The following is a 12,573-nucleotide window of genomic DNA, read 5'->3' as shown; positions in this document are numbered from 1 at the left end:
TTGATATTTCCCTATGAAAATTAAAACCAAACTGCGGCTCGGACTTGGGATCCTGTTTTTGATGATCCTGGCATTGTCGCTGATCGCTGCAAGATATGTCTATTTGTTAAAGGAAGACACGGAAAACATTCTGCAGAACAACTACAAGACCCTGGATTACAGCAGGAGCATGTTCCTGGCTATCGATGGGATCCATACCGATCCGGGAGCATGGACGAAGTTTGAACAAAATCTGAAAGACCAGGAAAGCAATGTAACAGAGCGCGGAGAAGGAGATGTGACCCGGAAAATTGCCGGTCATTACGCATCCCTGAAAGCGGACCCTGGAAGTGAAAAGTTGCCTGTGCTGATCAGGAACGATCTGGCCGAGCTGACCCTGATCAATATGAAAGCGATCCAGGCAAAAAGTGATAAGGCTCTGACTACCGCACAAGCTGCATTTTTATGGATTGCTCTGACCGGTACAATCTGCTTTTTGATTGCCCTGACCTTGCTGGTCAACCTTCCCGGCAATATCGGCAATCCGATCCGGGAACTGACCGAGAGTATCAGGGCGATCGCAGAAAAGAAATACGCCGAGCGGCTTCATTTTTCAGGCAAGGACGAGTTTGGCGAGCTGGCAAGGTCCTTTAATAGCATGGCCGAAAAACTGGAAGAATACGACAACAGTAACCTGTCGCAAATCCTGATTGAAAAAAAACGCATTGAAGCGCTGATCAACAATATGCACGAGCCGGTGATCGGCCTGGATGAAAATAAGAATGTGTTGTTTGCAAATGAGGAAGCCATCAAGATCATGGGTATCGCCGCCGGTGACCTGCTTGGAAAATCTGCTGTGGACCTGGCCCGGCAGAATGATCTGATAAGGGTTTTGATCCAGGAGGAGCAAAGCCTGAATGGAAGCAGCGGACACCCGGCCTCTGCTGCACTGAAAATTTATGCAGATGAAAAAGAAAGCTATTTTGAAAAAGAAATCGTTGATATTGCGATTTTGCCTACCGGTGAGCGGTCGAAAAAATTCATTGGCCAGGTTATTCTTTTGAAAAATGTCACGCCTTTCAAAGAACTGGATTTTGCCAAAACCAACTTTATCGCCACGGTTTCCCATGAGTTGAAAACACCGATCTCTTCTATCAAAATGAGTCTGCAGCTCCTGGAAAGCAGCCAGACCGGAGCTGTAAATGAGGAGCAGCAACAGTTGATATCAAGTATCAAAGAAGATAGTGACCGGCTGCTGAAAATCACAGGAGAACTGCTGAACATGTCGCAGGTAGAAACGGGCAATATTCAGCTCAACATTCAGCAAAGCAGTCCGTATGATATCCTGAAATACGCGGTGGACGCTGTAAAAACGCCCCTGGAACAGAAACACATTGAGCTGGTCGTTGAAGCGGATGATCGCCTGCCGGATGTAAAAGCCGACATGGAAAAAACGGCCTGGGTGCTCATTAATTTTCTTACGAATGCAGTCCGTTACTCGCAGGAAGAAAGTAAAATCCACATCCACGTGACAGATTCCGGACAGGGCATTAAGTTTCTGGTTCAAGACGAAGGAAAAGGGATTGACAGCCGCTACCGTAGCAAAATATTTGACCGCTATTTTCAGGTACCGGGAAGTTCCAAGTCCGGTACGGGATTAGGGCTTGCCATCAGTAAGGAATTTATTGAGGCGCAAGGCGGGAGCATCGGCGTAGTCAGCGAAATCGGTATGGGTAGCACCTTCTACTTTGAACTGGCCAAAGCATAGTTTGGTCATCGTCGGCAGGCTGAGGCAGGTGCTTCAGTGATTGGATTATTTAAGAGGTTGGATCTGGCTATCAGACCTGAAAAGCCCGCACCCGCACGTGAGAATTTTATTATTATAATTTAAACCAATTATAAATAAGGACTAAATCGTATATATTTGCAGCCTGTTTAAGTCTCTCAAATACGATTCCTTTATGAAAAAACTTTTAAGTTACGTCCTCTTTCTCGCGAGTATACAGTCCTTTGCCCAGACGGGGAACATCCAGGGCAAGGTAACCACCTCCGATGGTAAGCCAGCCGAATTTGTCAATGTGGTCCTGGAACGCACAACCCGTGGCGCCACAGTTGACGAGGCAGGCCACTACACAGTAAATAAGATTCCCGCTGGCGACTATACGCTCGTAGCAAGTTTTACAGGCCTTGTCACGCAGAAAAAGCAGGTCACTATTGCCGCAGGCGAATCGCTCACCGTCGATTTTACGCTTGCCGAAGACAACCAGCAGTTGCAGGAAGTGATCGTCAGGGCGTCGGCCAACCGGGTTACCGATAAAAGCTCGGAAATGGTTGCCCGTATGCCGATCTCGAATCTCCAGAACCCACAGGCATTCAACGTTGTGGGCAAAGAGTTGATGAAGCAGCAGAATGTGGTGGCGATAACCGACGCATTCAAAAATGCACCCGGCGTGGTAGCGGCTTTGTATCCCAGCGGCGGCATCGGCGCGTTATCCCGGGGCTTTTCAACCGGCATTGATGCCCGGAACGGCTTGCAGACTACATCCGGAAGGGGCAGCGCAGACATTGCCAACGTGGAACGCATCGAATTCATCAAAGGTCCGTCAGGTACTTTGTTCGGAGCGGGCATTTCTTCATTCGGTGGTGTGGTGAACCTGGTGACCAAAAAACCTTTTGAAACCTTCCGGGGCAGTGTCGATCTTTCTGTGGGCAGCTTTGGGCTGGGCCGTATCAGTGCCGATGTGAACACGCCGCTGAATGCCGACCGAAGTCTTTTGTTGAGGGTCAATACGGCATTGCAAAGACAGGACAGCTACAACGAAAGAGGTTTTTACAACAGTGCCCTTTTTGCTCCCAGTGTTCTCTATAAACCCAGCAACAGACTCTCGGTCCTGGTAGATGCCGAGATTTACAGCGTCAATTCGATACGTCCGACCTATGTACGCATCACGCCAGATGCCGGTATCCGTTCCTATGCCGACATTCCATTGGATTACAAAAAATCCCTTCTAGAAAATGACCTGGATGCCAAAACCAACACTGCCAAGTTCTTTACCGAAGCCAAATACCGGCTGAATGGCGGCTGGACGTCGACCACCCATTTTTCCTACGTGAATGAGTCCACCGAAAGAAGCTACCAGGATTACCCCGTCTGGATATCGCCCACAGAAGTAACGATCGACGTTTCGCGTTACGGCCCGGTGGGCAACAACTATGTGAACCTGCAGCAGAATTTCAATGGGAGTTTTCTGACAGGCCCGTTGAAGCATACTGTGCTCGCTGGTGCGAATGTGACACAATATCTGGGCAGAGGCCAGAGCGGCGGCACAGGTATTATCCGAACACTGAACGTCACCAACGGCAACTTGCCGAAGATCGACAGGATCCTGGTCGACAGTGCGCTCGTGCCGGGTACCATGCTCAACTGGGGACGCTCCAACACCATCACTTACGGAGCTTATGCGGCCGATGTGATCAGTTTCAGCGACAGACTGTATGCTATGCTGAGCCTTCGTTACGAATACTTCGAGGACAAGTCCCTGGGCCCGTGGTCGTCGCCGTACACGCAGAGCTCGCTATCGCCAAAACTCGGCCTGGTGTACCAGGTGATCAAAGACAGGGTGTCGGTGTTTGCCAACTACATGAACGGGTATCAGAACTATCCGTCGATCGTGCAGCCGGATGGTTCCACCCTGCAGGTGAAGCCTATTTACGCGACCCAGTACGAAGGCGGTGTGAAAGCTGAATTATTTGATAAAAAAATCAACACTACCTTAAGCTACTATTACATCAACATCGACAATGCAGTGCGCTATGGAAGCAATTCATTCGCATTTCAGGATGGAAAACAGGTGAGCAAGGGTATTGAATGGGATTTTACGGCCAATCCCGCGCAGGGACTGACGATGATCCTGGGATACGGCTACAACAACAACCGTATTCTCGGCGCTGAAAATCTCGACCGGAACATTTCCAGCAACTCGCCCCAGCACGTGGGCAACTATTGGGTCAATTACCAGTTCCAGACGGGTGCTTTGCGGAACTTTGGATTAGGTGCCGGCGGCAACTATGTGTCAGATGCTTATTTCGACGACGCTAACCTGTTCCTGCTTCCGTCGTACCACATGGTCAATGCAAGCGCATTTTACGAAACGGGCAAAATACGGATCGGTTTTAAACTTAATAACATCGGCGACCAAAAAAGCTGGGGTTACTGGGGAGCGCCCAATCCGACAAGGAATTTCGTAGCCAATCTCATTTTGAAATTTTGATGTACAAAAAATGCAGCAGAGACTATCCCTGCTGCATTTTTTGTTTTGTTTACTGAATACTCTGTGCGTTATTTTGAGGTAAATCAATGGTAGCTTCTTGTTTATTTGGAGTAGTAAATGGGTCACTATTTACCGTACACGATGAAACCGGCAGCCGTAAAAACCTGTATTCTTCTATTTTTTGTCTTTCTGACGCCTGTATTTACCATTGGAACAAAAGCGCAGCAGCGGTCCGAAACATTGCGGCGGCCGAAGCTCGTTGTGGGGATCGTGGTCGATCAGATGCGTTATGATTACCTGTACCGCTACTACGACAAATACCAGGAGGGTGGTTTCAAAAGGATGCTGCGGGAAGGTTTTAACTGCCGGGACCATCATTACCATTATGCCAATACATCCACCGGCCCGGGACATGCTTCTGTATATACCGGATCATCTCCTGCGATTCACGGTATCATCGGCAATGACTGGTATGTCCGGTCGCTCAACAAAAACATCAACTGCGTGGCAGACAGCACTGTTTCAGGCGTCGGAACTTCGAAAACCGGTAAAGGGTCACCGAGAAATCTGCTGGTTACCACGGTCACCGACCAGCTGCGTATCGCCAATAATTTCAGATCTAAAACGATCAGCATTGCGCTCAAAGACCGGTCTGCGGTATTGCCTGGCGGGCACACTTCAAATGGCAGCTACTGGTTCGACGGTGATTCCGGCGACTGGGTGACCAGTACGTTTTATATGTCTGCCTTGCCAGACTGGGTGCAGGCGTTTAATAAGAAGAAATTACCCGCTCAGTATCTCTCGAAAGGCTGGGAGACATTATTTCCTGTCAAGTACTACCAGGAAAGTACCAGCGACGATCAGGGTTATGAGGAAGGGTTGGAGGGGAATCAAAAACCTGTTTTTCCCTATAAGCTTGATCCCACAGAACCCGACCTGGTTGGTTCAACGCCATGGGGCAACAAGCTCACCAAAGACATGGCGATTGCCGCCATACAGGCTGAGAACCTGGGAAAAGGGCAGTTTACGGACTTTCTGGCCCTGAGCTTTTCTGCGCCGGACGGGGTAGGACATAAGTTCGGCCCCAATTCCATTGAACAGCAGGACCTTTATCTCCGGTTGGACAGAGAGCTTGCCCAGCTTTTTGATTTCCTGGATCAATGGAATGGGAAAGGAAATTATACGGTATTTCTTACGGCAGACCACGGCGTCGTGGATGTTCCTGAATTTCTGACAAATAACAAAATCCCTTCCGGTCGCTATAATGCGGGCGAAATTCACACCAAAATCAGGGAAGGTCTTGCCAAAGAATTTGGGGGCGAACATTTTATCAAAGGGATATCTTCCGGTCAGATCTACCTGGACAGGAAACGGATGAAAGAGAAAAACGTTTCGATTGCTGCTGTACAGGATGTAATCCGGGAGCTGGCCGAAGAGATTCCGGTGGTTGCCAATGTTGTCAACCTGCATAAGCTCAACCAGGAACCGCTCACCGAATACCATAAACAGTTGTATATCAATGATTTTAACGCAAAACGCAGCGGCGACCTGTTGATTATGTTTCAGCCCGGGTGGATCGGGCGTGGCAAACATGGCACAACCCACGGGACACCGTACAATTATGATACCCACGTTCCATTTTTGTTGTTCGGCTGGGGAATTAAGCCGGGCGAAACTTTTGATCGTACGCACATCAGTGACATTGCACCTACCGTTTCTGCATTGTTACATATCCTGCCTCCAAGCGGTTCAACAGGAAAGATCGTTAAAGACGCTTTGCGACATGGGTTGTAAACCATTGCGGGCTGTCCGAATGTCAGTAGTGGAAGTGCCGCCAGGGGCTTATTCTTTTAGATATAATTCAATGCATTGACCGGTTAGCTGTGCGCCATCCTTCCCGTGAACGGGCGTTTGACTATATTTGGGCACTTAACAGCATTGACACAAAAACTATGAAGAAACTGAGCATTGGTTTGCTTTTGACACTATCCGTTCTGGTTGCTAACGCGCAACGGGCTGTGGTCCGCGGAGATTTCGCCGATCCGTCGGTCATCAAAGTAGGGGACACCTTTTATGCAGCCGCAACAAGTTCCAACTGGGCGCCCGCTTTTCCGGTAATGAAATCCAAGGATTTGAAAAACTGGCAGCAGACCGGCTCTATCTTTCCGGACATTACGCCCTGGGCAGATTTTTATTACTGGGCACCCGAGCTGAGCTATGAAAACGGAAAAGTATACGCCTACTATACCGCGCATAAAAAAGGTGGAAATCTCTGCGTAGGTGTTGCCAGCGCCGACTCCCCCGAGGGGCCGTTCAAAGACCACGGCCCGCTGGTTTGCCAGGAAGCAGGGTCGATTGACGGATTTCCGATACGTGATGAAAACAACAAGCTGCACCTGATCTGGAAAGAGGATGGCAACAGCGTAGGCAAGCCGACGCCTATCTGGATACAGCCGATGAATGAGGAGAGAACCGCACTGACCGGAGAGAAAAAAGAGCTTTTCAGAAACGATACCCCTTGGGAAGCTAATCTGGTAGAAGGGGTTTCCATTGTCAAAAACAACGGGTATTTCTATGCTATTTATGCAGCGGCAGGCTGCTGCGGGTCGGGCTGCACATACGCAACGGGTATTGCGCGTTCCAGACAACTGCTGGGGCCCTGGGAGAAATACGCAGGAAATCCGATCCTGACAAGCCAGGGCGACTGGATGTGCCCGGGACACGGAACGGCGATCACGCACCAGGGGAAAAATTACTTTATGTACCATGCCTATGACAAGGTTTCCAACAAATATACGGGCCGTCAGGCGCTGGTCCGCGGGTTTGAATTTACTGCTGACAACTGGCTCCGTTTTACCGACGAGTACCTGTCCCCCGCGGATAACAGCACATCCTATACGGTGACTGATCATTTTGATCAAAAAAAGCTGGATTTGCAGTGGAGCTGGTCTGTTTTCAATAAACCGGCTTTTGAACTAAAAAATGGCCGCATCGGAATACATATCAAAGATGACCGCGAAACTTTCATCGCCCGGAGGATAGACAGTCAAAACTATGAGGCGACCGTGGAGATCATTCCAGGCAAGAGTGCGCTGGCTGGCGTTGCATTGATCGGAGATGATAAGAATATGATTTACGCGGTTGGGAAACAGGATAGCATCCGTGTGACGCTCGTTAAAAACGGCGCGAGAAGTAGCCTGGGTAAGTTTCCGGTAGCTGCTGCAAACAAACATTTGTTCCTGAAAATGAGTGTGAAAAACAATACGGATATCAGTTTCCACTACAGCCTCAACGGAACCGATTTTACTTTTCTAAAAACAGCCGCCGCAGATATTACCTACCTGCCTCCCTGGGACAGGGCCGTACGTGCGGGCATTCTCGCCAAAGGGGTGCAGGATGAAGTGGTGGTTGTCGAGAATTTTGTCTTCAAGAGCGAGTAGTGCCTTTTATTCTGATGGACGTTTCAAATTATTCCGGGCTTGTCTGTTCAAATCGCTTTCTGCTTTACCGGCAGCAATCCCGGTAGCGGCGCCGCCGGGGCGATCTGAAAAAGTCCCAAATACCCCCTGCATTTGTTCAAAATGGCTTCACAAAAGGAGGCCACATGGATCTATTTTTGTATTGGTTCAAAATGCGTAATCAGATACAAAATACTATGAGGAAAATAATCGCAGGGATCAATATGACACTCGACGGGTTTTGCGATCACACGGCTGTCATTCCGGATGACGAGATACACCAGCACTACGGGGATATGCTAAGAAACGCAGGCGTTGCGCTGTATGGAAGGACGACCTATCAGCTGATGGAGTACTGGAAAGGCGTTGTGGAAAATCCGACCGGCAACAAGCAAACGGATGATTTTGCAGTAGCCATGGACCGCATTCCCAAAATCGTATTTTCCCATACGCTGACAAATGTCGACTGGGAAACTGCGAGGGTCGCGGAAAGAGATTTGGAAGAAGAAGTACAGTCGCTCAGAAAACAGCCCGGTAAGGACATTTTGGTTGGCAGCCGGAGTCTCATCATTGCTTTAATCAACCTTGGCCTCATTGATGAATTTCAGGTTATGGTTCATCCTGTTATCGCGGGAGGCGGTTTATCATTATTTGAAAACATCAATGACAGGACAGCTTTAAAGCTTGTGAACACCAAGACCTTCGGTTTTGGGGCAGTAACGCTTTATTATGAACTTGCAAAAAAATAATCCTCTATAACATCCTGACGGCCGACATACCAGGTTGGCAGTCCAGCGTGTTCGGGTTCAACGCAGGCAGGCCGTTTGTTGACCGGCTGCCCGCGAAATACGGTTTTGATGAATGACAACCGCAGAAAAAACAAAAGGATAACAATGAGCGGTAACGTCGTTTTCATGGCCGGTCAGACAACTTGTGACAGGCCGGGAATGGGTACAGGATAATTTCCGTCTTTGTCGGGTTTTACCGGTGGTTCGGCATCCCAGGCAAATCTGTCCGGCATCAGTGAAAGGTCAGAATTGAGTGCCTCGTCCCATTCCACCATTTTTCCCGAATGAACCGCCATACGTCCCAGAATGGTGGTCATGGTGCTTTTGGCACCCCATTCGGTATCATTCAGCGGCGTATTGTCCCGGATCGCCGCAAAGAGTACATTATGCTCAATCTGGTAGGCATTTTCAGAATCCTTATTGGCGTTTCTCCAGACCTGTTCACCTTTGGCATTTTTAATACCAGCCTGAAGACTTGCCGTACCCTCGGCTCCCTGGAATGTAGCGCCACCTTTGTTCCAGGTACCGCTGATGTGGCGGATCTGGCTGTTGAGTTTGGTGCCGTCCGCGTATTCGTACTCTATATAAAAATGGTCAAAGATATCGCCGCTGTCGGGCCCTTTTAGCGAAGACCGGCCGCCCATTCCCTGCGCCCGTATCGGGTAACCGTCTTTTACCCAGTTCACAATATCGGTGTTATGGATCTGCAGGCCGGCAGGCGAACCTGCCCAAAGCCAGTTGAAATGGCGCCAGTTGCGCATTTGAAACTCCATTTCTGATTGTCCTGGTGTGCGGGGGATATTCTTTACCGGCCCGATTAAGTAGTAATCCGTTGCCGAAATGATCCTCCCGATCGCTCCCTGCTGTATTCTTTTTACCATTTCCTGATAGCCCGGGTCGTACCGGTTCTGCAGGCCGACTACCACTTTCAGGTTTTTACGGGTAGCTTCCTTGCCTGTTTCAAGTATTTGCCGGATGCCCGGTGCATCGGAGGCAAGGGGTTTTTCCATGAACACATGTTTTCCAGCCTTCACCGCTGCGGCGAAGTGGGTGGGCCTGAAAGCCGGAGGGGTTACCAGCAGCACTACATCGGCGCAGGCGATTGCTTTTTCGTAGGCGTCGAATCCAACAAATTTTTGATTTTCAGGGACTTTGACAAAATTTTTAACCCTGTCCACTTTCATCAGCGTAGCATAAGTATCATCCAGCTGGTCCTTGAAAACATCGGCCATAGCCACCAGTACGGCATTTGCATTCGCACTCAGTGCGTTCAATGCAGCTCCGGCCCCACGGCTTCCGCAGCCGATCAGAGCTATTTTAATGGGGTCATTGCTCAGTGTCCACGCATTCGCTTTTCCGGCGAAAGCCGATCCGATGAAAGCGCCTCCCATGATTGTCGCAGAGCCCTTTATAAAATCGCGGCGACCGGGATTCACGTCCGTTTTATTATCCTCTTTCATAAAGCAGATGTATATTTATTCAAATTCGAAAATTCCAAACTTCCCGTGTTCGTGAAAATTGCCACTGTTTCGCTGCCACGCCCACAACGTTTCCCCCTGATCGTAGTCGATGCGGTAAAAGGTTTCCCTTCCGGCGTGAACCTGAAACGGGCACATTTTTGAACAACGGTTTCAATAACTGATATGGGATAAAGACTTCCGATGTCCAGCTGCGTGTTGCGGCACCGCTTTTCTGAGTACCTCCCTGTACGTTACTGCGTGCCGTGTTTTGCGTTCGGCCTCATAATGAAAAGGCATCCAACCGTTCAGCTTACCCTTTTCATTGTATATGGTGATAGGCAATTCGTCATTCAAGGGCGAAAGCTCCTATTCAAAGTAAGCAGGAACGGCGGCATCCGGTTGGAGGAAAATCTCAATCACGTCTTCATTCCAGAGATCCGGGAAACCTGGAGCTTCCGCCTGATTTTGCTAAAATGCCGTCGATCCCTTTCCCGCCCGATCCGATGACCCAGGAGGTTAAAGCGGAATCGGGAAACATTAGAACGGAGACGCAGTGGAAAAAGAAGCGGGCGGATCCAGAGGATATAGACAAGAAAAAAAAGGTATTGCCGGACATTCCAGGAATGGAAAACTTTCTTTGCTTGCCGGCGCCTTCGATGAACGGATCACTGCAGTAGTAACAAGCAGTGGGGGATCGTGTGCGGAAATCCCGTGGAGATCAATCACCTTCAGTTTTACGTCCGTACCGTTTTTGGTACAAATCTCCTGTGTTAAACCCATTTTTGATTATTGAATAAAAATAAGGTTTAATTTTTCTTAACTAAGAGTAAGGGAAGTTTAGTGCAAAAAAGTCTTGCAATCGTAATGTAATGTAACTACAATCCTTTCATGCAGGATATCATCACCAAGGAAGAGCAAAAGCAGAAAAACTGGCTGTTAGACCCGGTCTACCCAAACAAGCCGCAGCCCAGAGAACTGGATGCAGCGCTGTTTTTGAAAAAGACGTTTGAGGAAGAGCCCTGCAAGGGACTGGAACTGCTTTTTCGAAGATTTTACAAGCCTTTGTGCAGCCACGCAGCCCGGTTTGTTTATTCAAGACAAATAGCGGAGGATCTGGTAAGTGAAGTGTTTTTTCAATTTTACCGGACCAAGGCCTACGAGAATATATCCTCATCGTACACCAGCTACCTTTTCAGGAGTGTGCGTAATGAGTGTTATACCTACATGCAGCGGGAATTTGGCAGAATGAACAGTATGGAGTCGTCTACCGAAGAAACATTGTCGGACACGCGGCCTCAACCCGACGCCGAGATGCATTACAACAATCTTTTCTTGAAGGTGAATGATGTGATCGGGAAGCTTCCCGCACAATGCCAGCGCGTATTTCTGATGAGCCGGTTTGAAAGCAAAAAGTACCATGAAATTGCCCAGGAGCTGCAGATATCCCCCAAAACGGTAGAAGTACATATATCAAGGGCGTTGAAACATTTGCGTACAGCCCTTCACGATGAATGGATGATTTTGAGCCTGATTACGGTATTAAGTTCCTTACTTCTTGAACCCTGAACGGAGCAGCAGGTTGTACTGCTCATCATGAATATACGATATTGAAATGAAAACATCTATATCCAAATACACGTTTTTTGAATATTTGTCCGGCCGGTCGAACCCACTGGAGAAGCAACTCGTGATGGAATGGATTTCCAAGCCGGAAAATACCGAGACCTTTTATGAATGGCTGCTGCAGTACGAAACGCTGAGCCCGCAGTTTCTGCCCGATCAGGAAAAGGCAATTGAGTCACTTCTGCAAAGGATCAATCTAGACGTCGATGCGGACGCGGATTATGCTGAAACCGCTGGGACCGTGTATGTGCGTAAAAGAACTTATCCGGTCAGAAGGATCCTGTTTCTGGCCGCTTCGGTTTTGCTGACAGTAGGTGCAGGATGGTGGTTTCGTGATCCCCTCATTTACAAAACGTATCAAACAGGTTACGGGCAAACCACGGACATCTTTCTCGAAGACGGAAGCAAAGTGACCCTCAATGCCAATTCTTCTTTGAGAGTACCCCGCTTTGGTTTCAGCAGTGATGCAAGAGAAGTTTTTCTCTCAGGGGAAGGTGAATTCACGGTGAGTCATACGGTTGATAACAAGCGATTTATAGTCAAAACGTCCGAGAAGTTTCAGGTGGAGGTTCTCGGGACGCAATTCTCGGTGTTTGCGCGGCCAAGAGGTACTAAAGTGGCTCTTACCAGCGGAAGTGTACGTATAGATTATGATTCTAACAGAAGGGAAGTGATGATGGAACCGGGAGATCTTGCCGTATTGGACAAGAAAGGCGAGGTTCAGCTGGAAAAGAACCAGGATGTACAAACTTTGGTATCCTGGAAAGAGCAGCGCTACGTATTTGACGGAACATCCATAAACGATATCGCTTCGATGGTGGAAGAGAATTTCGGGATCCCGGTTGCCATAGCCGATGAGGAAACCCGGCTACGCACCATTACCGGAAATTTTAAAACCAAAAATGCCGATGAGCTTTTAAAAACGATATCCGAAGCACTTAATCTGAAAATGAGTGTTTCCGGAGATTCTATTCTTTTGAGTCCCAATTAAAAC

General features: G+C 48.7%; 10 protein-coding genes. 9 read left to right on the top strand and 1 reads right to left on the bottom strand.

The window, feature by feature from the left end:
• The first annotated feature begins 13 nt into the window (after window positions 1-13).
• From FBF61_RS03645 to FBF61_RS03625, 5 genes are all read left to right on the top strand, one after another.
• Complete coding sequence (locus tag FBF61_RS03645) at window positions 14-1,747, top strand: ATP-binding protein (protein WP_138475793.1); 1,734 nt, start codon at window positions 14-16, stop codon at window positions 1,745-1,747.
• Window positions 1,748-1,940: 193 nt separating this feature from the next.
• Window positions 1,941-4,250 carry a TonB-dependent receptor gene (locus FBF61_RS03640; protein WP_138475792.1) on the top strand — a complete coding sequence of 770 codons (2,310 nt, stop codon included), beginning with the start codon at window positions 1,941-1,943 and terminating at the stop codon, window positions 4,248-4,250.
• A gap of 141 nt (window positions 4,251-4,391) precedes the next feature.
• On the top strand, window positions 4,392-6,044 hold the full coding sequence (gene pafA, locus FBF61_RS03635) for an alkaline phosphatase PafA (RefSeq protein WP_138475791.1): 1,653 nt from the start codon (window positions 4,392-4,394) through the stop codon (window positions 6,042-6,044).
• A gap of 158 nt (window positions 6,045-6,202) precedes the next feature.
• Entirely contained in the window at window positions 6,203-7,690 is a 1,488-nt protein-coding gene (locus FBF61_RS03630) for a family 43 glycosylhydrolase (RefSeq protein WP_138475790.1), read from the top strand.
• Window positions 7,691-7,905: 215 nt separating this feature from the next.
• The gene (locus FBF61_RS03625; protein WP_138475789.1) at window positions 7,906-8,457 is read left to right on the top strand and encodes a dihydrofolate reductase family protein; all 552 of its coding nucleotides are present in this window, start codon (window positions 7,906-7,908) and stop codon (window positions 8,455-8,457) included.
• 173 nt (window positions 8,458-8,630) lie between these two features.
• Here FBF61_RS03625 and FBF61_RS03620 read toward each other — a convergent pair whose 3' ends face one another.
• Window positions 8,631-9,956 carry a Gfo/Idh/MocA family protein gene (locus tag FBF61_RS03620; protein WP_138475788.1) on the bottom strand — a complete coding sequence of 442 codons (1,326 nt, stop codon included), beginning with the start codon at window positions 9,954-9,956 and terminating at the stop codon, window positions 8,631-8,633.
• A 473-nt stretch (window positions 9,957-10,429) separates the two neighbouring features.
• Here FBF61_RS03620 and FBF61_RS34440 point away from each other — a divergent pair, with 473 nt between their 5' ends.
• The 4 genes from FBF61_RS34440 to FBF61_RS03605 all read left to right on the top strand — a co-directional run bounded on the left by FBF61_RS34440 (window position 10,430) and on the right by FBF61_RS03605 (window position 12,570).
• The gene (locus FBF61_RS34440) at window positions 10,430-10,633 is read left to right on the top strand and encodes a hypothetical protein (protein WP_166444413.1); all 204 of its coding nucleotides are present in this window, start codon (window positions 10,430-10,432) and stop codon (window positions 10,631-10,633) included.
• On the top strand, window positions 10,561-10,749 hold the full coding sequence (locus FBF61_RS35450; protein WP_374756602.1) for a glucuronyl esterase domain-containing protein: 189 nt from the start codon (window positions 10,561-10,563) through the stop codon (window positions 10,747-10,749). Before FBF61_RS34440 ends, FBF61_RS35450 begins: the two co-directional genes overlap by 73 nt.
• A 95-nt stretch (window positions 10,750-10,844) precedes the next feature.
• Complete coding sequence (locus FBF61_RS03610; protein ID WP_138475786.1) at window positions 10,845-11,522, top strand: RNA polymerase sigma-70 factor; 678 nt, start codon at window positions 10,845-10,847, stop codon at window positions 11,520-11,522.
• Between the two features lie 46 nt (window positions 11,523-11,568).
• On the top strand, window positions 11,569-12,570 hold the full coding sequence (locus FBF61_RS03605; RefSeq protein ID WP_138475785.1) for a FecR family protein: 1,002 nt from the start codon (window positions 11,569-11,571) through the stop codon (window positions 12,568-12,570).
• The last annotated feature ends 3 nt before the right edge of the window (window positions 12,571-12,573 follow it).

Origin of the sequence: Dyadobacter bucti (genome assembly GCF_005869225.1) — a bacterium.
In the GTDB taxonomy this organism is placed as follows: Bacteria; Bacteroidota; Bacteroidia; order Cytophagales; family Spirosomataceae; genus Dyadobacter; species Dyadobacter bucti.
The sequence above is the reverse complement of the archived record's forward strand: the minus strand, read 5'-3'. Positions and strand labels throughout refer to the sequence as shown.

Excerpts from the sequence above, each read along its gene's own strand:
- FBF61_RS03645 (WP_138475793.1), top strand. The coding sequence starts at position 14 with ATGAAAATTAAAACCAAACTGCGGCTCGGACTTGGGATCCTGTTTTTG.
- FBF61_RS03640 (WP_138475792.1), top strand. The coding sequence starts at position 1,941 with ATGAAAAAACTTTTAAGTTACGTCCTCTTTCTCGCGAGTATACAGTCC.
- pafA (WP_138475791.1), top strand. The coding sequence starts at position 4,392 with ATGAAACCGGCAGCCGTAAAAACCTGTATTCTTCTATTTTTTGTCTTT.
- FBF61_RS03630 (WP_138475790.1), top strand. The coding sequence starts at position 6,203 with ATGAAGAAACTGAGCATTGGTTTGCTTTTGACACTATCCGTTCTGGTT.
- FBF61_RS03625 (WP_138475789.1), top strand. The coding sequence starts at position 7,906 with ATGAGGAAAATAATCGCAGGGATCAATATGACACTCGACGGGTTTTGC.
- FBF61_RS03620 (WP_138475788.1), bottom strand. The coding sequence starts at position 9,956 with ATGAAAGAGGATAATAAAACGGACGTGAATCCCGGTCGCCGCGATTTT.
- FBF61_RS34440 (WP_166444413.1), top strand. The coding sequence starts at position 10,430 with ATGCCGTCGATCCCTTTCCCGCCCGATCCGATGACCCAGGAGGTTAAA.
- FBF61_RS03610 (WP_138475786.1), top strand. The coding sequence starts at position 10,845 with ATGCAGGATATCATCACCAAGGAAGAGCAAAAGCAGAAAAACTGGCTG.
- FBF61_RS03605 (WP_138475785.1), top strand. The coding sequence starts at position 11,569 with ATGAAAACATCTATATCCAAATACACGTTTTTTGAATATTTGTCCGGC.